Below are 17,802 nucleotides of genomic sequence, written 5' to 3' on the forward strand. Positions count from 1 at the left end.
CGCTCGGTCGACCTCTCCCCGAGGGGAGAGGAGACGACCAGCGCCGGCGCCAGTCTCTTCTCCCCATCGGGGAGAAGGTGGCCGCGAAGCGGCCGGATGAGGGGGCGTCTTTCCAGCCATGAAGATACTTCGCAAACTCGCTATTGGAGCCGCAGGGGGCGCCTGCCTTTTGGCGCTCTCCGCAGCCAGCCTCTGGGAACTCGACCGTGCTTTCCCACCCCCGCTTCCAGCCGAACTCACGGTCTCCACCGAAGTCCAGGATCGCGACGGCGAATTGTTGCGCGCCTTTGCCACGCCGGACGGGTACTGGCGGCTCGAAACCCGCCTCGACCAGGTCGACAAGCAGTTCGTCGACATGCTGGTCACCTATGAAGACAAGCGTTTCTGGGACCATGGAGGTGTCGACGTGCTGGCGCTGGCCCGCGCCGCCGGCCAGTTCGCCACCAGCGGCCACATCGTCTCCGGCGGCTCGACGCTTTCGATGCAGCTTGCCCGGCTGATCGAGCCGCGCGAAAGCCGCAGCCTCGGCTCCAAGGTCAGGCAGATGCTGCGCGCCATCCAGATCGAGCGGCGATTGTCGAAACGCGAAATCCTCGAACGCTACCTGACGCTGGCGCCTTATGGCGGCAATCTGGAAGGCGTGCGCGCCGCCTCGCTCGCCTATTTCGGCAAGGAGCCGAAACGGCTCACCGTTTCCGAATCCGCCCTGCTCGTCGCTCTGCCGCAACTGCCGGAAAAGCGCCGGCCCGACCGCAATTTGAAGATCGCCCACGCCGCCCGCGACCGGGTGCTGACCCGAATGGTCTCCTCCCGCCTGCTCGGCGAGCGCGAGGCCGCACGGGCCGCCCTCGACGATGTCTCGGACCTGCGCCGCACGCTGCCGGCGCTCGCCGCGCACGCCGCCTATGCGATGTTGCCCAAGGCCGTCCCCGGCCAGCCCTTGCAGCTGACGATCCGCAAGAGCGTCCAGGAGGGGCTGGAACAGGTGGCGAGGGACGCGGCCACCAAGCTCGGCCCTCGCCTGTCGGTCGCTATGGTGCTGGCCGACTCCCGCACCGGCGACATCCTTGGCGAAGTCGGCTCGGCCAATTTCTTCGACGCCAGCCGCTCCGGCTGGATCGACATGACAAAGATCGTCCGCTCGCCCGGCTCGACGCTGAAGCCCTTCATCTACGGTCTGGCCTTCGAACAGGGCCTGGTGGCGCAGGAAACGCTGATCGACGACAGCCCCGTCGATTTCTCCGGCTACCGACCGAAGAATTTCGATATGGGCTACCAGGGCGATGTCAGCATCCGGCAAGCGCTGCAATTGTCGCTCAATGTGCCGGCGATCCGCGTGCTCGACGCGGTCGGGCCAACGCGGCTGATGGCGCGCTTCCGCCAGGCCGGCGTCAGCCCCATACTGCCGGTCAACGAAGCCCCGGGCCTGGCCATCGGTCTTGGCGGCGTCGGGGTGACATTGCGCGACCTCGTCCAGCTCTACACAGGGCTCGCCAATGGCGGCAAGACGCACACGCTGCATGATGGCACCGAGCCTGCCAATGCCGAGCGCACCAGCGCCACCATCCTCGACGGTCAGGCCAACTGGCAGATCATCGACATATTGTCGGGCGTCAAGCCGCCCGAGGGTGCCTTGCAGCGCGGCATCGCCTACAAGACCGGCACGTCCTACGGATACCGCGACGCCTGGTCGATCGGCTTCGACGGCCGCTATGTGCTGGGCGTCTGGGTCGGCCGCCCCGATGCCGGCGCGGTGCCCGGCCTTTCCGGCTATGTCTCGGCCGCTCCCATCCTGTTCGAGGGTTTTGTCCGCTCGGGCATCGCCACCGTCCCCTTGCCGGGCAAACCGCCCGGCATGTTCAGCCCCAGGCGCGAGGACCTCCCGGTGACGCTCGCCCGCTTCGGCGCCGGGTCGGACGGACTGGTGCAGGCGACAGTGACCGAACCCGCACCGACCATCATCTTCCCGCCCGACGGCGCCCGCGTCGATCTCGGCACCAGCTCTGCCGACGCCTCGCCGCTTGTGCTGAAGCTGCAAGGCGGCCGCGCGCCGTTCCGCTGGCTGGCCAACGGCAAGCCGCTCACTGGCATCGACCGTCGCCGCACCGCGACCTGGCAGCCCGACGGCGCCGGCTATTCGACACTGACCGTCATCGACGCCGCGGGGCGTGCGGCGAGTGTGAAGGTGTTTGTCGAATAGATCGCGCCAAGCGATTCATGGAATTGGCTTTCCACAGGCTCAGCGGATAGCAGGATACTCACCCCATGCCTGTTCCGAGGCACCCCCCTCTGGCCTGCCGGCCATCTCCCCCGCAAGGAGGGAGATCGGATGTCCTTTCCGCTTTCGCCAACTGTCAAAGACAATACGCAACGGCAAAGCTGCCAATCTCCCCCCTTGCGGGGGAGATGCCCGGCAGGGCAGAGGGGGGTGCCTCGCGCCATCTTCTATCGTCAGCAGCCTCAGCACTGGCAGCAACAATCCTTATCGCGGCAACCACACTCCCCGCTTTGGCCGATGCCCTGCCCGCCGGCTTTGTCCGGCTCGCCGATGTCGATCCCTCGATCCGCCAGGACATACGCTACGCCGGATCGGATAATTTTCTGCATCGCAAGTGGACGGCTATGACGCCCCGGCCTGCATCCTCACTGGGCAGGCGGCAAAGGCACTGTCCGCCGTCCAGAAAGCGATCGCCGCCAAAGGCTTGACCCTGGTGTTGTTCGATTGCTACCGCCCTGCCCGCGCCGTCGCCGACATGAATGAATGGACGCGCGAGGGCGGGCCGCCCGATCCGCAATGGTATCCGAAGGTCAGGCGCAGCGACCTGATCGCCAACGGCTATGTCGGAGAGCTGTCGACCCATTCACGAGGCTCGACCGTCGACGTCGCCATCGCCCGGACGGACCGCAGGTCCAGCCCCAACCCGGCCTGTGGCGCGGTTGATGCCGACACGCTCGATTTCGGCACCGGCTTCGACTGCTTTGATCCGATGAGCGAAACCGCCCACCGCGGCCTTGCCAGTGAAGCGGCGGCAAACCGCAAGATGCTTGTCGACGCCATGCGCGCTGGCGGCTTCAAGAACTATGCAAGGGAATGGTGGCACTTCACGCTGAAAAGCGAACCGTTCGCCAGACAGCGTTTCGACTTTCCCATCACCGCCGATTGATGCACCGGACCAAATTCCACACCTTGCCTCGGCACCGCCCCTTGCTAGATAGGCTGAGTGGCCGGGCCATGGATTCTTCCTTTGGCCGCAAGAGGAAAATATTTCTCCTAACGGCGAAATGGCGTCGAACATTTTCTCAAGAGGGGCAAAAAAGGCAACATTGAATGCATCTAATTTCTACCAATTCGGTAGATTTGGCGCGGGTTCAACGGAGGCAGAAATGACCAAACCTCATTTCAGGAAACTGCTCGGCGCACTGGTCGCCACATCTGTCCAGTTCGGCACGCTCGGTTTCGCGTTTGCCGATACCACCATTCTCAACGTGTCCTACGATCCGACACGCGAGCTCTACAAGGCCTATGACGAAGCTTTCGTCGCGCATTGGAAGGCCGAGACCGGAGAGACGGTCACCGTCCAGCAGTCGCATGGCGGATCGGGCGCCCAGGCCCGCGCCGTGATCGATGGCCTCGACGCCGATGTGGTGACGCTGGCACTTGAAGGCGACATCAATGCCATCGTCTCGAAGGCGAAGAAGATCAATCCGGACTGGCGCACCAAATTCGAAAACAATTCAGCGCCTTACACCTCGACCATCATCTTCCTCGTTCGCAAGGGCAATCCCAAAGGCATTCACGACTGGAGCGACCTCGTCAAGGACGGTGTCCAGGTGATTACGCCTAATCCTAAAACCTCCGGCGGCGCGCGCTGGAACTATCTCGCCGCCTGGGCCTACGCTAACGCCAATGACGGCGGCGACGAGGCCAAGACCAAGGAGTTCGTCGGCAAGCTCTACGCCAATGCCCCGGTGCTCGACACCGGCGCGCGCGGCTCGACCGTGACCTTCGCGCAAAAGGGCTTGGGCGATGTGCTTATCGCCTGGGAAAACGAGGCCTATCTGGCGCTCGACGAGTTCGGTGCCGACAATTTCGACATCGTCTACCCGCCGACCTCGATCCTGGCAGAACCGCCGGTGGCGGTGGTCGACGCCAATGTCGATGCCAAGGGCACGCGCAAGGTCGCCGAAGCCTATCTGAGCTGGCTCTATTCCAAAGAAGCGCAGACGATCATCGCCAAGAACCATTATCGTCCTGCCAAGCCCGATCTGGTGCCGGCCGAAGACCTCGCCAAGCTGCCGCCGATCAAGCTCGTAACCATCGACGATCCACAGTTTGGTGGCTGGAAAAAAGCACAGCCTTATCATTTCGGCGATGGTGGTATATTCGACCAGATCTACAAGCCCCAGTAAGCAGTCGATATTCAGGACGACATGACCACAGCACCCGCCCAGGCGGGGTGGCGATTCAGGCAGCCGAGCGTAATTCCGGGTTTCGGATTGACGCTCGGCTTCTCGCTTGCCTACCTCACCCTCATTATCCTCATCCCGCTATCCGGGCTGCTCTGGCGCTCGGCCGCCCTTGGCTGGCCTGAATTCTGGGCGATCGCCACCGATCGCCGCACCATCAATGCGCTGAGAATCAGCTTCGGCACCGCCTTCGTCGCAGCTGCGGTCAACGTCGTCTTCGGCACGCTGGTCGCATGGGTGCTGGTGCGCTACCGCTTCCCCGGCCGCCGCATCGTCGATGCCATGGTCGACCTGCCCTTCGCCCTGCCGACGGCTGTGGCCGGCATCGCGCTGACCACGCTCTACGCGCCGAACGGCTGGATCGGCAAATTGCTGATGCCGCTCGGCATCAAGGTAGCCTATACGCCGCTCGGTATCGTCATCGCGCTGATCTTCATTGGCCTGCCCTTCGTCGTGCGCACCGTGCAGCCGATCATGGAGGAGATCGACAAGGAAGTGGAGGAAGCCGCCGCCACGCTTGGCGCCAATCGCTTCCAGATCATCACCCGCATCCTGTTTCCGGGCCTGGCGCCGGCCATCGTCACCGGCTTCGCGCTCGCCTTCGCGCGTGGCGTCGGCGAATATGGCTCGGTCATCTTCATCGCCGGCAACTTGCCCTACAAATCAGAAATCGCACCGCTGCTGATCGTTATTCGGTTGGAGGAATACAATTATCCGGCGGCAACCGCGATCGCGGCGATCATGCTCGCTTTGTCGTTCATCATGCTTTTGGTCGTCAACCTCGCACAGTCATGGAGCCGCAAGCGCTATGGCTGACCCGGAGATCAAATCCTACGAACCGCATCATGAAAGCCAGTCGGCGGCGGTCACGGAAAGCCGCCCTGCGCGCCTGGCTCTGATGGCCGTCGCCTTCGCCTTCCTCGGCATTTTCCTGCTCTTGCCGCTGATCATCGTCTTCAACGAAGCCTTCGCCAAGGGCATCGGTGCCTACACCGAAGCGCTCGGCAGTGCCGACACCCGCTCGGCGATCCGGCTGACGCTGCTGGTGGCGGCGATCTCGGTGCCGCTCAACATCGTCTTCGGCATCTCCGCCGCCTGGGCGATCGCCAAGTTCGAGTTCAAGGGCAAGGCCTTCCTGACCACGCTGATCGACCTCCCCTTCTCGGTCTCGCCGGTCATATCGGGCCTCGTTTATGTGCTTCTGTTCGGCGCCCAAGGGCTGCTCGGCACCTGGCTGAAAGCGCATGGCATCGTCATCCTGTTTGCCGTGCCGGGCATCGTGCTGGCCACAATCTTCGTCACCTTCCCCTTCGTCGCCCGCGAGTTGATCCCGCTGATGCAGGAACAAGGCAATGGCGACGAGGAGGCAGCGCTTTCGCTCGGCGCCAATGGCTGGCAGACCTTCTGGTACGTGACCTTGCCCAACGTCAAATGGGGGCTGCTCTACGGCGTGCTCCTGTGCAATGCGCGTGCCATGGGCGAGTTCGGCGCGGTATCGGTGGTGTCGGGTCACATACGCGGCCTGACCAACACCATGCCGCTGCATGTCGAAATCCTCTACAACGAGTACAACGCCGTCGGTGCCTTCGCCGTCGCTTCATTGCTTGCGGGCCTGGCGCTCGTCACGCTGGTCTTGAAAACACTTCTCGAGATGCGCTACGGCGCCGAGATCGCCGCAACACGCGGGCACTGACAAAGGGACCACTATGGAAGTTCGCGTTGCCAACGTGCGCAAGGAGTTTGACCGGTTTCCGGCGCTTCACGACGTCTCGCTCGACATCAAGTCGGGCGAACTGATCGCGTTGCTGGGACCGTCCGGTTCCGGCAAGACGACGCTGCTCAGGCTGATTGCCGGGCTGGAGCGGCCGACACGGGGAAAGATATTCTTCGGCGACGAGGACGCCTCGCACAAGTCGATCCAGGAGCGCAATGTCGGCTTTGTCTTCCAGCACTATGCGCTGTTCCGGCATATGACGGTGGCGGACAATATCGGCTTCGGCCTGAAGGTCCGGCACGGACCGTCGCGCCCGCCGGCGCAGGAGATCCGCCGTCGCGCCTCCGAGCTTCTGGACCTCGTCCAGCTTTCAGGGCTCGAAAAGCGCTATCCGGCGCAGCTCTCCGGCGGCCAGAGGCAGCGCGTGGCGCTGGCGCGCGCCATGGCGATCGAGCCCAAGGTGCTGCTGCTCGACGAGCCGTTCGGCGCGCTTGACGCGCAGGTGCGCCGGGAATTGCGCCGCTGGCTGCGCGAAATCCATGACGCCACCGGCCATACCACCGTCTTCGTCACCCACGACCAGGAAGAGGCGCTGGAGCTTGCCGACCGCGTCGTGGTGATGAGCCAGGGCCGCATCGAGCAGGTCGGCACCGCCGACGATATCTACGACACGCCGAACTCGCCCTTCGTCTATGGCTTCATCGGTGAATCAAGCTCGCTTCCCGTCAAGGTCGAGAATGGCGAGATCTGGCTCGCCGACCGTCCGATCGGGATTGCCGCGCCCAACGAGCCCTCGGGCGATGCGACGCTCTATTTCCGCCCGCATGATGTCGAACTGCTGGACGGCTGCAGCGGCTGTATCGCCGGCACGGTCGCCGCCAGCCGCCGCGTCGCCGGCACGCGCCGGGTCGAGCTTGAGATCGGCGGAGAGCGCCAGCGGGTCGAAATCGAACTGCCCGTCGACCACCCCGCGGCGCAGAAAAGCCGGGTGGCGTTTCGCCCCGGACGCTGGAAACTTTTTCCGGCGGCTTGATCCTCTGGTCGAGGGCTACGCCAGCCAGTTCTCGACCTTCAGGCCTTTGATCCGGTTGAACTCGCCCGTGTTGGCGGTCACCAGCGTGGCGCCCAATGCACAGGCATGAGCGGCAATAAAAAGATCGTTGTGGCCAATGGTCTGGCCTGCCGCTTCAAGCTCGGCGCGAAGTCCGCCATACTCGGCATCCACCGGCACATCGAGCGGCAAGACAGGAATCTCGGCCAGCAAGTCTTCAACCTTCTTGAGCAGCTTGGCCGATCCCTTCCTGGCGCAGCCATATCGCAATTCCGAGGCGACCACGATGCTGGTGCAAACCGCGTCATCTCCCTCGCGCGACATTGCCCTCGCGGCCTTGCCAGCCGGGTTTCGGATCATGTCGCTGATGATGTTCGTATCCAGCATGAACCGCATCTAGAAAATGTCCTCGGATTTGACTGGCGTGTCGTCGATCTCGGGGAAGTCGTCTTCAGGATCGAGCGGCGGCTCTTTCGCCCACTGGGCGAGCAACGCGGTGAGGCCAGGTTTGCGAACCGGCTCGATGACAAGACGATCGCCTTCCCGGCTGATCAGGACTTTTTCGCCGGGAAGCTCGAACTCGACAGGAATGCGCACCGCCTGGCTGCGGTTGTTGCGAAACAGCTTCGCCTCCTTGGGCGGCGTTGTTGAATGACGGTTCTGGGGCATGTTGCAGCTCTTTTGTATATGCCATTTGTATATGCCAAACAGCGCCACGGTGCAAGGCCCGGGAAAACTCGGCACAGGAGACATCGCCTGCCATCGCACCCCGGAACGTTTCGGTCTGATGGCGGTCGGCTTAATTCATGCTTCGAGCGACACGACTATCCTTTCGTCACGCCTTTCAGCGACAGCACCAAGGTCATTGGGTTTTTCGGCGAAGCCGCAAAACCGTAGTGTTCGTAAAAGGCTTTCGCCTCATCCGATATGGCATGAACAAATATCCCGCGAATCCCGAGGATCGTCGCGGCGCGACCTGCCCGTAAAACGGCGTCTTGCAGCAGCGCGGCACCCAGCCCCTTGCCTTGCCAGCCCGCGTCGACGGCAAGACGCCCGAGCACGACCATCGGAATGGGATCAGGCATGTTGCGACGAATGGCGCCGGGTGCCTGCGCGAGATCAAGCCCGCCCGAAGAGAGGCAGGAATAACCGACAACGCGCGCGTCTTCCGCCACCACATAGGTACGCGACGCGCCGCTGACCTGGTTGGCTCGCGCCCTCAGGCGAAGCCATTGGTCGAGACTTTCCGTCCCGCTTCGAAAAAGGTCGAGATCGTGATTTTCGGCCAGAGGCGCGGGCGCCGATAGTATCATCCCTGCCACGGCCTGGGCACGTTCATAAGGCGTGCAAAACCTTCACCGCTTGGCGTCTCATCGAGGATGTCGAGATAGTGCCGATAGCTCTCGGGATCCACCTTGATCAGTGCCTGGTCGAGCAGCGTGTCCTCGGCCGCACGATATGCAGCATCGATCATAAAGTCGGAGCGGGTCTTCCCGCGTATTTTCGCAGCACGGTCGATCAATATGCGCACATCCTCTCGGATGCGCAGATTGACAGGCTTGGCGTGGGTCTCGGGTGTGGTCTTTGTCATGGCAGCGCTCCTTGTCGCTCCCGTAGCACACCTGCATACACAATGTGTATCTTTTTTCGGAACAGTCAAACGAATGGAACGATCGGCGTCCACCGAGGCGAAGTCGCACTTGAAAGAAAAAACTACGAACCTTCTATTCCGGGGATAGGTTTTCTAGAAGCGATGCATTGATCCCCGGACCCATGCCTCGTCGCACACCACGCACCCCGGCTATGGTCCGACCATAAACACATTGCATCGGAGCCTGTTTTCATGAAGCGATTTTTCCTCGGGCTTGCCACCGTCGCCGGCCTGTTCCTCGCATCCTCCCCGGCCTGGTCGGCTGACAAACTGCTCAACGCATCCTATGATGTCGGCCGCGAACTGTTCGTGCAGGTCAACAAGGCTTTCATCGCTCAGCATCCGGGCGTCACCGTCGACCAGTCGCATGCCGGCACTTCGGCGCAGGCGCGCGCCATCGCCGAGGGCCTTGGCGCCGATGTCGTTACCTTCAACCAGGTCACCGACATCGACTTCCTGGTCAAGAAGGACCTCGTGTCGGCAGACTGGCAGAAGAACTTTCCCGACAACGCCTCGCCCTTCTATTCGCTGCCGTCCTTCCTGGTACGCGCCGGCAACCCCAAGCATATCAAGGACTGGAACGATCTCGTGCGCGACGACGTGCAGGTGATCTTCCCCAATCCGAAAACCTCCGGCAATGCGCGCTACACCTATCTGGCGGCCACCGCCTACGCCAAGGAGGCCTTCAAGGGCGACGACGCCAAGGTGAAGGAGTTCATCACCAAGCTGTTCAACAACGTGCCGATTTTCGACACCGGCGGCCGCGCCGCGACCACCACCTTCGTGCAGCGCGAGATCGGTGATGTGCTGATCACCTTCGAGTCGGAGACGCGCGGTATTCGCAAGGAGTATGGCGACGGCAAGTTCGAGCAGGTCACGCCTTCGGTCAGCCTGCTGGCCGAATTCCCCGTCGCGATCGTCGACAAGGTTGCCGACGAGCACGGCACGCGCGATCTGGCCAAGACCTATCTCGACTTCCTCTACACGCCGGAGGGCCAGGACATCGCCGCCCGCAACGGCCTCAGAGCCCGCGACGCCGCTGTGGCGGCAAAATACAAGGCCGATTTCCCCGATATCCGGCTGCTGACGGTGGAAGACGTCTTCGGCGGCTGGGACAAAGTACAGAAAGAGCATTTCGCCGCTGGCGGCCTGCTCGACCAGACCTACGGCAGCCGCTGAAGGCCGCGATATCTGCGGAGTAGACGGAAAAGCCGGCGCCCTGCCGGCTTTTTTCGTTTTTGAACGCCGAAAACCTGGTTATCAGCAGAATATCCGCCTTCTCAGTGCAAAACGTTACAAAGAATCAACGCGTTTATGCCTGACGTGCAATTTGGTGGCTGTTTGCGAAACATCATCGCAGGGCGAAGACGTCATTATTTGCACACAAACAGCCGGCAGATGCGAGTGGTTGGGGCTTTTATGGGTTGATCTGGGCATGCTGACAAAAAAAGGCAAATACGGCCTCAAGGCCCTCGTGCATCTGTCTGGCCTGCCGGCCGGCCAATTGGCCTTCGTCAATGACATCGCTGTGGCCAACAATATCCCGAAGAAATTCCTCGATGCCATCCTGGGCGAGTTGCGCAATGCCGGCTTCGTCCAGAGCCGCAAAGGCAAGGAAGGCGGCTACCGCCTTGCCCGGTTGGCTTCCGAAATCAAGATCGGCCATGTCGTGCGCGTGCTTGACGGGCCGCTGGCGCCGATCCCTTGCGCCAGCCGCACGCAGTATCAGCGCTGCGAGGATTGCGACGAGGCGACCTGCCAGGTCCGCCACATGATGCTGGAGGTGCGGCAGGCTATCGCCGAGGTGCTGGACAATCGCAGCCTCGCCGCCATGCGCGATGCGGACAATGACGATTTTCCGGTCGAGCTGACGTCGCAGATCTAAACCACCGACTGCAAGCTGACCGCGCTCAGACAGACATGAGATTCTTCCATTGAAGAGGGAGTTCTCCAAATCCCGGGTTGCGAAGACCTGAAATCACAGGAGAACCCCATACAGTTTGGCCTACCCGTTCAAATTGGACGCAGCCTCGAATACATCGCGTGCGGACGTCGTACCCGCCACGTGCTCCGTACCCGCCACACCGAGGTCCATCCATCCCGCATTCACGGCCTCGTACATTTCTTCGGCAGGTCCGCTGTGGCCCTTCGGGATGCCGAATTGCTCGAGCGCCTCCGCCCACCCCGCACGCGGGATTGCAAAGGCTTTCACGTCGAGATTCAGGACTTCGCCCAATTGCTCGGCGACGTCGTCCGCGCTGACCATCGAACCAAGCTCGACGATGCGCTGCCCTGACCACATTGGCCCGGTCAAAAGCGTTGCGAATTCCGCGCCGATGTCGTTCGTCGCGACCATTGTCGATTTCCGGTTTGTCGGATTGTAGAAAGCCGGCAGCGTTCCGCCCTGCGCGACCTGCAACCCGAAAAGAAAATTCTCGAAGAATCCGCCTGCGCGCACAAAAGCAACTGGCGATGTCAGGTCGCGAAAACCTTGCTCCAGAAGCGACAAGGCCGCGATTACCCCGTGCCCGCTGGTTCTGTTCGCCCCCATAGACGAAAGCGCAACCACTCGCGGCGGCGCTGTCTTGGTGAGCGCCTCGACATAGCTTGCAATCACGCCCTTTGCTTCCTTGTAATCGGGCGAAGGCGCCCAGACAGGGGGCAGCATGACGAACGCGCCTTCGACGCCTTCGAGCGCTCGCTCGATGGCTGCCGAATCGTTCCAATCGCCGTCAACGAGCTCCACGCCCCGGTTCGCCCAGCTCAACGCCTTCTCGCGGTCGCGAACCAGCGCGCGCACCTTCTTGCCTTGCGCTAGCAAATGCCTTGCCGTCGCGCCGCCCACGTTTCCCGTGATTCCCATTACTAAGAACATGTGTTTTCTCCTGATGTTTAGGGACAGAGCTGCCCCTGTTGGTTCAATGGATGAGCGGCAGAATGGCCCGGATACGGGGATCGCGCAGATAGAGGCCGCCCCAGGTCATCGCGCCCAGAAGCAGGGAAATGATTTCCGGCGGCGACCCCAACTCACCGATGCGGAGATGGGCGCAGATGGCACCTCCCAGAAAGCCAGTCACCAGGATCGCGCCGAGGACGGCGGTGACCGGGATGGCATAGAGGATGGCGCAGGCGAGTATGATCGGACCCACGACACCGGTCAGGTCCATCGCGAACCCGGTTTCCTGCAACATGCTCGCGATCCGTGCCGGCGCGAAAAGCTGAACAGTGCCGTCTGCCATCAAAGCGATAACGACAAACGCGCTCATTATCCGGCCGGCCCACAGGGCGCGATGCAAGGTCATAGTTTCAGGTGTCTGATGCAGGTTCACGGTTTCCGACACTTGTCATTCTCCATTGGGAAGATCCCATGTTCCAAGCTTACTGTGCCCCCAAGACGTGATAAACACCGAGGAAATGAACCGACTGTTCTCTTTTCGGGAAACAATACCGGGGCACGAAAATGCAAAATCTCGAACCCATCCTCATTTTCATAACGGTAGCGGAAATGGGGAGCTTCACCCGCGCAGCCGACAGCCTGGGCATCCAAAAGGGGAGAGCCTCAACGGCGGTCCGGAAGCTGGAAGAAGATCTCGGTGTCAGGCTCCTGCACCGGACGACGCGCAGCGTGCGGTTGACGGAAGACGGACGCGCATTTCATGCCCGTGCCCGCGATCTGCTTGCTGAAGTCGATGATCTGCACTCGATGTTCGCCGGCGATCGCGTGGCACTTCGCGGGCGTTTGCGGGTCGACCTTCCAACCGAAGTGGCGCGCACAACGATCGTGCCGGCCTTGCCGGATTTCATGGCGGCGCACCCCGAGTTGGAGCTGGAGGTGTCGAGTACGGATCGGCAAGTCGATCTGGTTCAAGAGGGGTTCGATTGTGTATTGCGGCTTGGACCCATTCGGGACGAGACGCTGATTGCCCGCCCACTGGGCCTGTTGCGCATGGCCAACGCTGCCAGCCCCGCCTATCTGGCGCGCCATGGCGTCCCTCGGTCGCTGGAAGATCTCCGGCGTCAGGAACATAGGACAATTCACTTTTCGACGGTGCTGGGCGCGAGACCCTATGGATGGGAATATCCGGACGGCGACAGCTACGCGACGCTTCAGTTGCCAGGTGGGCTACACGTCAACAGCGCGCAGACCTACGAAGCCGCCGCCCTCGCCGGCCTTGGTGTGATTCAGGCGCCACTCTTGGGCATTGGCCGATACTTGGAGAGTGGAGCGCTTGTCGAGATCATACCCGATTTTCGTCGCCGGGCGCTCGCCGTGTCCCTCGTCGTTGCGCATCGGAGCAATCTGTCGCGCCGAGTCCGCGCATTCATGAAATGGATCGAAGATGTGCTGACGCCATATATGGAATAGCGACACGAATATCTTCGTCCGACCCTCGAAATCAACATTTCTGAAGTTGTGTCTGCCGATCGGCGGTCCGGCGTCGCGGGCGCCGGCTCAAGCACGGACATGAGTACCGGGCCGTGCTCAGCCCCGCGCTGGCGCCGGAGGCGTCTGTCACCCCGGCAACGGACACCGCCAGGGATGGCGCCAAGAACATGGCCGTGCAGGCTCACTACATCCTGCTCAAGCGTGACCGCCTGCTGGAGGCGCTGAGGCTCTACCCCGAGCAGATGCTGACGTGGTCCCGCCGGCAGCGGCTGACCGAGGCCCAGGACAGCACCGGCATCGGCACTGACGATGAAAGTTCATGACCGGCGTATCAGTCGGACCGCGGCAGCGACGAGCTCACCGACCGGGCGCGTCGCATCGAGCGTCAGGGCCCGCTCCTCCACTGCCGGCGGCTCGAGGATGGCGAACTGGCTGTCGACCAGGCTTGCCGGCATGAAATGGCCCTTGCGGTTGCCGACACGCTGCCTGGCCGTGGCAGGGTCGATCTCCAGATAGAGGAAGACGATTTCCGGGCAGAAGCCGCTCAACCGGTCGCGGTAGCTGCGCTTCAGTGCCGAGCAGGCGGCAACCACGCCCTGTCGGCCGCCCACCGACTCCGCGATGCGCTCGCCGATCGCGTTGAGCCAGCCTTCGCGCAGTTGATCGGTAAGGGGTTCGCCGCTTGCCATGCGTGCGACGTTTTCCGGCGGGTGCAGCCTGTCGCCCTCGATAAAGGTAACGCGCAGCGCGGCCGCCAGCGCAATACCGACGGCCGACTTGCCGCAGCCGGCGACGCCCATCACCACGATGGCCGGAGACACCGAGCCGGGAGCGCCCGCTGGCGCCTGTGCTGCCTTTTCATCCACTGTCAGCGGCTTGCCGGCGCGCGGCCGTAGAGCAGCAGCATGGCGACGATGACGACACCATAGATGATCTGCCGCCCCGCCTCCGGCATCTGCATGACCGACAGGATGGATTGCAGCAGCGTGATCAGGATGACACCGGCGACAGTGCCGAGATAAGAGCCGCGTCCGCCCAGGATCGAGGTGCCGCCAAGCACCACCGCGGCGATCGACGGCAGCAGATAAGCGTCGCCCATCGACTGCGCCGCCTTGGAGGCATAGCCCGCCAGAAGCACGCCGCCGAAAGCCGAGAGCCCGCCGGAGACGGCGAAGGCGATCATCACCACGCGCCGCGTATCGATGCCGGAGAGATAGGCCGCGCGCTCGCGGTTGCCGATGCCGTAGACGGTGCGGCCGAAGCTGGTACGGGTCAGCACGAACACCATCGCGGCCCCGATCAGCGCCCAGATGATGACCGCGTTGGGCACGCCAGGAATGGCGAAGCCGGTCGCCAGGTAGCGCATCGCGCCCGTCGCCGAATCCTGCGGCGAGAAGCCGCCGGTGTAGACCACCATCAGCCCTTGCGCGACGGCGTTGGTGGCCAATGTGATGATCATCGAGGGGATGCGCAGATAGGCGACGCCGATGCCGTTGACGACGCCGATCAGCATGCCGCAGAAAATACCGAACGGAATGGCCAGCGCCACGCCGACCGGGCCGTAGGCCGCCGCAGCGCAGGCCATCATGGCGCCCGCCGCCACCGCCCACGGCACCGACAGGTCGATCTGACCGAGCAGGATGACCAGCATCATCCCGGTGGCGATGACGCCGAGGAATGAAGCCACCTTGAGCTGCTGCAGAAGATATTCAGGCGACAGGAAGCTTCTGGAATAGAGGCTGCCCAGGAACAGCAAGAGAACGATGCAGGCAAAGGCCGTCAGCACCGCCGGATCGGCACGGCGGATGAATCTGGGCACGCGGCCGGCAATGCCGCCAAGCGTCGTTTCGCTCACAGGAACCACTCCAGCCGGTTGCGGACCCGAAACAGGGCGAAGGCGCCGAGGCTGACGGCGACCAGCAGGATAACGCCCTGGAACAGCGGCTGCCAGAGCGGATCGAAATCGAAGACGAACAACAGGTCGCCGATGGTGCGGAAGGCCAGTGCGCCGAAGATGGCGCCGATGGCGCTGCCCTTGCCGCCGAACAGCGAAACGCCGCCGAGCACCACCGCGGCGATCGAAAACAGCGTGTAGGAGTTGCCGCTGGCATAGGCCGCTTCACCCGTATAGGTGAAGAAGGTCAGGAACAGTCCGCCGATCGCCGCCAGCAGGCCGGCCAGCGTGTAGGCGGCGAACTTGCCGCGCCGGATCGGCACGCCGGACATGTAGGCCGCCGTCTCCGACGACCCCGCCGCATAAGCCGCGCGGCCGAGCACCGAGCGGCTGAACGGCACCCAGATCACCAGCACGACGGCCAGCAGGACGACCAGGCTCGCCGGCACCACGCCGAACGCACGGCCGGTCAGCGCGTCGGCCAGATCCTCATTGACCGAGCCGCCCGGAAATGGCCGCAGCAACAGGCCGATGCCGTAATAGACGGCGCCTGTGGCAATGGTGGCGACGATCGGCTGCAGCCGGCCATAGATGACGATGGCGCCGTTGATCGCGCCGCACAGCAGCCCTACCGCCAGCACGGCGATGACACCGAGCGTCGTCTGCATCGGCGTGCCGACCACCAGCCAGGAGGCGAGGCAGTTGGTGAGCAGGAAGATCATGCCGACGGACAAGTCGATGCCCGCGGTGATCACCACCAGCGTCTGCGCCATGGCGACGAAGGCGAGCAGCACACCCTTGTTCGACGCCGTCTGCACGACATTGGCGGTGAAGCCCGCCGGATGGTTCGAGGTGTAGATGACGAACATGACGATGAAGATGCCGAACGCCAGCAGCGTTCCGCGCTGCTCGGCCAGCCAATAGCGCCAATCTTTCACGCGCTTGCTCCCAGGCCCACTGGGCTCTCCTCGCCATGGATGTTGAGCGCGCTTGATATCAGCGCCCGCTCGGTGATCTCGGCACCGACCAACTCGCGCTTGACCGCCCCGTCATAGAGCACCAGCACGCGATCGCAGCAGCCGATCAGTTCGTCATAGTCGGTCGAGTAGAACAGGATGGCCGCACCCGCGTCGGCCAGTTTGCGCATCAGCTGGTACAGTTCCTGCTTGGTGCCGACGTCGATGCCGCGCGTCGGATCGTTGAGCAGGATGATGCGCGGCTGGCGCATCAGCCATTTGGCGATGACCACTTTCTGCTGGTTGCCGCCCGAAAGCGCGCCGACCGGAATGTCGAGGCCCGCCGTCTTGATCGCCAAGAGGCCGACCATGTCGTCGATCAGCCGCTGCTCGGCGGCGCGATCGATGATGCCGGCCTTCGACAGCCGGTCGAGCGCCGCGAACGACAGGTTCTCGCGCACCGTCATCGGCAGCATCAGCCCTTCGGTCTTGCGGTCCTCGGGAATGAGCGCCATGCCGATGCCGTCGTCGCGCGCAACGGATGGACTGGTGATCGAGACAGACTTGCCGTCGATCAGGATCTGGCCGCTGAGGCCCCGCAGCACGCCGAAGAAGGCGAGCAGCAATTCGCGCTGGCCCTGGCCGTCGAGGCCGCCAAGGCCGACCACCTCACCTGCCCTGACGGTCAGCGAGATATCGTGCAGCCGGTCGGCCCATGAGAGCTTGCGGGCCTCGAGCCTGGGGGCCGCGGTGGCAGGCACGGCCGCCGGCTTGGGCGGAAAGATATGGCTGTATTCGCGGCCGATCATCAGTTCGACCACCTCATTGTCGCTCTTCGAGCCGGCTGCATAGCTGGCGACATTGCGGCCGTTGCGGAACACCGTGCACTGATCCGCCAGTTCGGCGATCTCGTTCATGCGGTGCGAGATGTAAAGCAGCGCCAGCCCTTCCGAGCGCAGCCGCTTGAGCACCGCGAAGATCTTCGAGACATCCGCGGCGGTCAGCGCGGAGGTGGCTTCGTCGAGGATGAGGATGCGCGGCTTGCGTGCCAATGCCTTGGCGATCTCGACCATCTGGCGGCGCGACAATGGCAGGTCCTTGACCAGCGCCAGCGGGTGGATGTCGGCGGCGCCGGCGCGAGCAAGTGCTTCTTCGGCGATGCGGCGCTGCGCCTTGCGGTCGATCATGCCGAAGCGTTTGGGCGGATCGGAAATGACGATGTTGTCGGCCACGCTGAGCTCAGGGACCAGCGACAGTTCCTGGAAGATGCAGACGATGCCGGCCTTGTTGGCGGCCCCCGGAGAAGCGAAGGTCGCCTCGCGCCCGTCCAGCGTCATGCGGCCCTCATCGGGCGCCACGACACCTGCCATAACCTTGATCAGCGTCGATTTGCCGGCGCCGTTTTCACCGAGAATGGCGTGGATGCTGCCGGCTTCGACGACAAGCTCGGCCTTCTCCAGCGCCCGTACGCCGCCATAGCGCTTGGATATGCCTTCCATACGAAAGAGCGGAGCCGCACCGTCCATCGGCCCTCCCAGGGCGATTGTGGGATTGAGACAAGCGCCGCGGCGCAAGCCGCGGCGCCCGGTGGCAGCCCGCGATGATTTAATGGGGTTGCTTGGTCTGACCCCTGATTTCATGGGCGGTGGAATTGATTCCGCAGGTCGGGAAGGAGTTGCCGC

20 protein-coding genes are annotated in these 17,802 nt (G+C 63.1%); 10 read left to right on the plus strand and 10 right to left on the minus strand.

Annotated features, from left to right (window positions below; genetic code table 11):
• The first annotated feature begins 118 nt into the window (after positions 1-118).
• The 6 genes from pbpC to NKI69_RS21775 all read left to right on the plus strand — a co-directional run bounded on the left by pbpC (position 119) and on the right by NKI69_RS21775 (position 7,214).
• Complete coding sequence (gene pbpC / locus NKI69_RS21750) at positions 119-2,200, plus strand: penicillin-binding protein 1C (protein WP_352722521.1); 2,082 nt, start codon at positions 119-121, stop codon at positions 2,198-2,200.
• Between the two features lie 412 nt (positions 2,201-2,612).
• Positions 2,613-3,164 carry a M15 family metallopeptidase gene (locus tag NKI69_RS21755; RefSeq protein ID WP_245273280.1) on the plus strand — a complete coding sequence of 184 codons (552 nt, stop codon included), beginning with the start codon at positions 2,613-2,615 and terminating at the stop codon, positions 3,162-3,164.
• A 220-nt stretch (positions 3,165-3,384) separates the two neighbouring features.
• Positions 3,385-4,410: a sulfate ABC transporter substrate-binding protein gene (locus NKI69_RS21760; protein ID WP_127271865.1), complete on the plus strand. Its 1,026-nt coding sequence runs from the start codon at positions 3,385-3,387 to the stop codon at positions 4,408-4,410.
• Between the two features lie 21 nt (positions 4,411-4,431).
• A complete protein-coding gene (gene cysT / locus NKI69_RS21765) occupies positions 4,432-5,283 on the plus strand; it encodes a sulfate ABC transporter permease subunit CysT (RefSeq protein ID WP_013530875.1) in 852 nt (283 codons plus the stop codon).
• Positions 5,276-6,160, plus strand: a complete 885-nt coding sequence (cysW, locus tag NKI69_RS21770; protein ID WP_127270916.1) for a sulfate ABC transporter permease subunit CysW — start codon at positions 5,276-5,278, stop codon at positions 6,158-6,160. Before cysT ends, cysW begins: the two co-directional genes overlap by 8 nt.
• A 13-nt stretch (positions 6,161-6,173) precedes the next feature.
• Positions 6,174-7,214 carry a sulfate/molybdate ABC transporter ATP-binding protein gene (locus NKI69_RS21775; protein ID WP_023813221.1) on the plus strand — a complete coding sequence of 347 codons (1,041 nt, stop codon included), beginning with the start codon at positions 6,174-6,176 and terminating at the stop codon, positions 7,212-7,214.
• A gap of 15 nt (positions 7,215-7,229) precedes the next feature.
• Here NKI69_RS21775 and NKI69_RS21780 read toward each other — a convergent pair whose 3' ends face one another.
• From NKI69_RS21780 to NKI69_RS21795, 4 genes are all read right to left on the minus strand, one after another.
• Positions 7,230-7,628: a type II toxin-antitoxin system VapC family toxin gene (locus tag NKI69_RS21780; RefSeq protein ID WP_023813222.1), complete on the minus strand. Its 399-nt coding sequence runs from the start codon at positions 7,626-7,628 to the stop codon at positions 7,230-7,232.
• Positions 7,629-7,901: an AbrB/MazE/SpoVT family DNA-binding domain-containing protein gene (locus NKI69_RS21785; RefSeq protein WP_023813223.1), complete on the minus strand. Its 273-nt coding sequence runs from the start codon at positions 7,899-7,901 to the stop codon at positions 7,629-7,631.
• Positions 7,902-8,056: 155 nt separating this feature from the next.
• Complete coding sequence (locus tag NKI69_RS21790) at positions 8,057-8,542, minus strand: GNAT family N-acetyltransferase (protein WP_128303536.1); 486 nt, start codon at positions 8,540-8,542, stop codon at positions 8,057-8,059.
• The gene (locus NKI69_RS21795) at positions 8,542-8,823 is read right to left on the minus strand and encodes a type II toxin-antitoxin system TacA family antitoxin (protein WP_023813225.1); all 282 of its coding nucleotides are present in this window, start codon (positions 8,821-8,823) and stop codon (positions 8,542-8,544) included. Before NKI69_RS21795 ends, NKI69_RS21790 begins: the two co-directional genes overlap by 1 nt.
• Before the next feature lie 252 nt (positions 8,824-9,075).
• Here NKI69_RS21795 and NKI69_RS21800 point away from each other — a divergent pair, with 252 nt between their 5' ends.
• Positions 9,076-10,062 carry a sulfate ABC transporter substrate-binding protein gene (locus NKI69_RS21800; RefSeq protein WP_023813226.1) on the plus strand — a complete coding sequence of 329 codons (987 nt, stop codon included), beginning with the start codon at positions 9,076-9,078 and terminating at the stop codon, positions 10,060-10,062.
• Between the two features lie 256 nt (positions 10,063-10,318).
• Positions 10,319-10,768, plus strand: coding sequence for an RrF2 family transcriptional regulator (locus tag NKI69_RS21805; RefSeq protein ID WP_023813227.1), 450 nt, complete (start codon positions 10,319-10,321; stop codon positions 10,766-10,768).
• Between the two features lie 120 nt (positions 10,769-10,888).
• Here the strand turns inward: NKI69_RS21805 and NKI69_RS21810 are convergent, their stop codons facing one another.
• Together NKI69_RS21810 and NKI69_RS21815 are read right to left on the minus strand one after the other, a co-directional pair.
• Positions 10,889-11,758 carry an NmrA family NAD(P)-binding protein gene (locus NKI69_RS21810; RefSeq protein ID WP_023813228.1) on the minus strand — a complete coding sequence of 290 codons (870 nt, stop codon included), beginning with the start codon at positions 11,756-11,758 and terminating at the stop codon, positions 10,889-10,891.
• 43 nt (positions 11,759-11,801) lie between these two features.
• On the minus strand, positions 11,802-12,224 hold the full coding sequence (locus tag NKI69_RS21815) for a DoxX family protein (protein ID WP_023813229.1): 423 nt from the start codon (positions 12,222-12,224) through the stop codon (positions 11,802-11,804).
• Positions 12,225-12,343: 119 nt separating this feature from the next.
• On the opposite strand from NKI69_RS21815, the gene NKI69_RS21820 reads away from it, so the two are divergent.
• The gene (locus tag NKI69_RS21820) at positions 12,344-13,249 is read left to right on the plus strand and encodes a LysR family transcriptional regulator (RefSeq protein ID WP_023813230.1); all 906 of its coding nucleotides are present in this window, start codon (positions 12,344-12,346) and stop codon (positions 13,247-13,249) included.
• 113 nt (positions 13,250-13,362) lie between these two features.
• Complete coding sequence (locus NKI69_RS21825) at positions 13,363-13,593, plus strand: hypothetical protein (RefSeq protein WP_023813231.1); 231 nt, start codon at positions 13,363-13,365, stop codon at positions 13,591-13,593.
• On the opposite strand, the gene NKI69_RS21830 is transcribed toward NKI69_RS21825, so the two are convergent.
• The 4 genes from NKI69_RS21830 to NKI69_RS21845 are packed head-to-tail and all read right to left on the minus strand — an operon-like array spanning position 13,588 to position 17,646.
• Positions 13,588-14,136: a gluconokinase gene (locus NKI69_RS21830; RefSeq protein ID WP_023813232.1), complete on the minus strand. Its 549-nt coding sequence runs from the start codon at positions 14,134-14,136 to the stop codon at positions 13,588-13,590. The genes NKI69_RS21825 and NKI69_RS21830 overlap by 6 nt on opposite strands.
• A gap of 2 nt (positions 14,137-14,138) precedes the next feature.
• On the minus strand, positions 14,139-15,125 hold the full coding sequence (locus NKI69_RS21835; RefSeq protein WP_023813233.1) for an ABC transporter permease: 987 nt from the start codon (positions 15,123-15,125) through the stop codon (positions 14,139-14,141).
• The gene (locus NKI69_RS21840; RefSeq protein WP_023813234.1) at positions 15,122-16,102 is read right to left on the minus strand and encodes an ABC transporter permease; all 981 of its coding nucleotides are present in this window, start codon (positions 16,100-16,102) and stop codon (positions 15,122-15,124) included. The genes NKI69_RS21835 and NKI69_RS21840 overlap by 4 nt, the downstream gene beginning before the upstream one ends.
• Positions 16,099-17,646, minus strand: coding sequence for a sugar ABC transporter ATP-binding protein (locus NKI69_RS21845; protein ID WP_023813235.1), 1,548 nt, complete (start codon positions 17,644-17,646; stop codon positions 16,099-16,101). The genes NKI69_RS21840 and NKI69_RS21845 overlap by 4 nt, the downstream gene beginning before the upstream one ends.
• Positions 17,647-17,802: the final 156 nt, after the last annotated feature.

The organism is Mesorhizobium sp. M0491 (genome assembly GCF_040321265.1).
GTDB lineage: Bacteria > Pseudomonadota > Alphaproteobacteria > Rhizobiales > Rhizobiaceae > Mesorhizobium.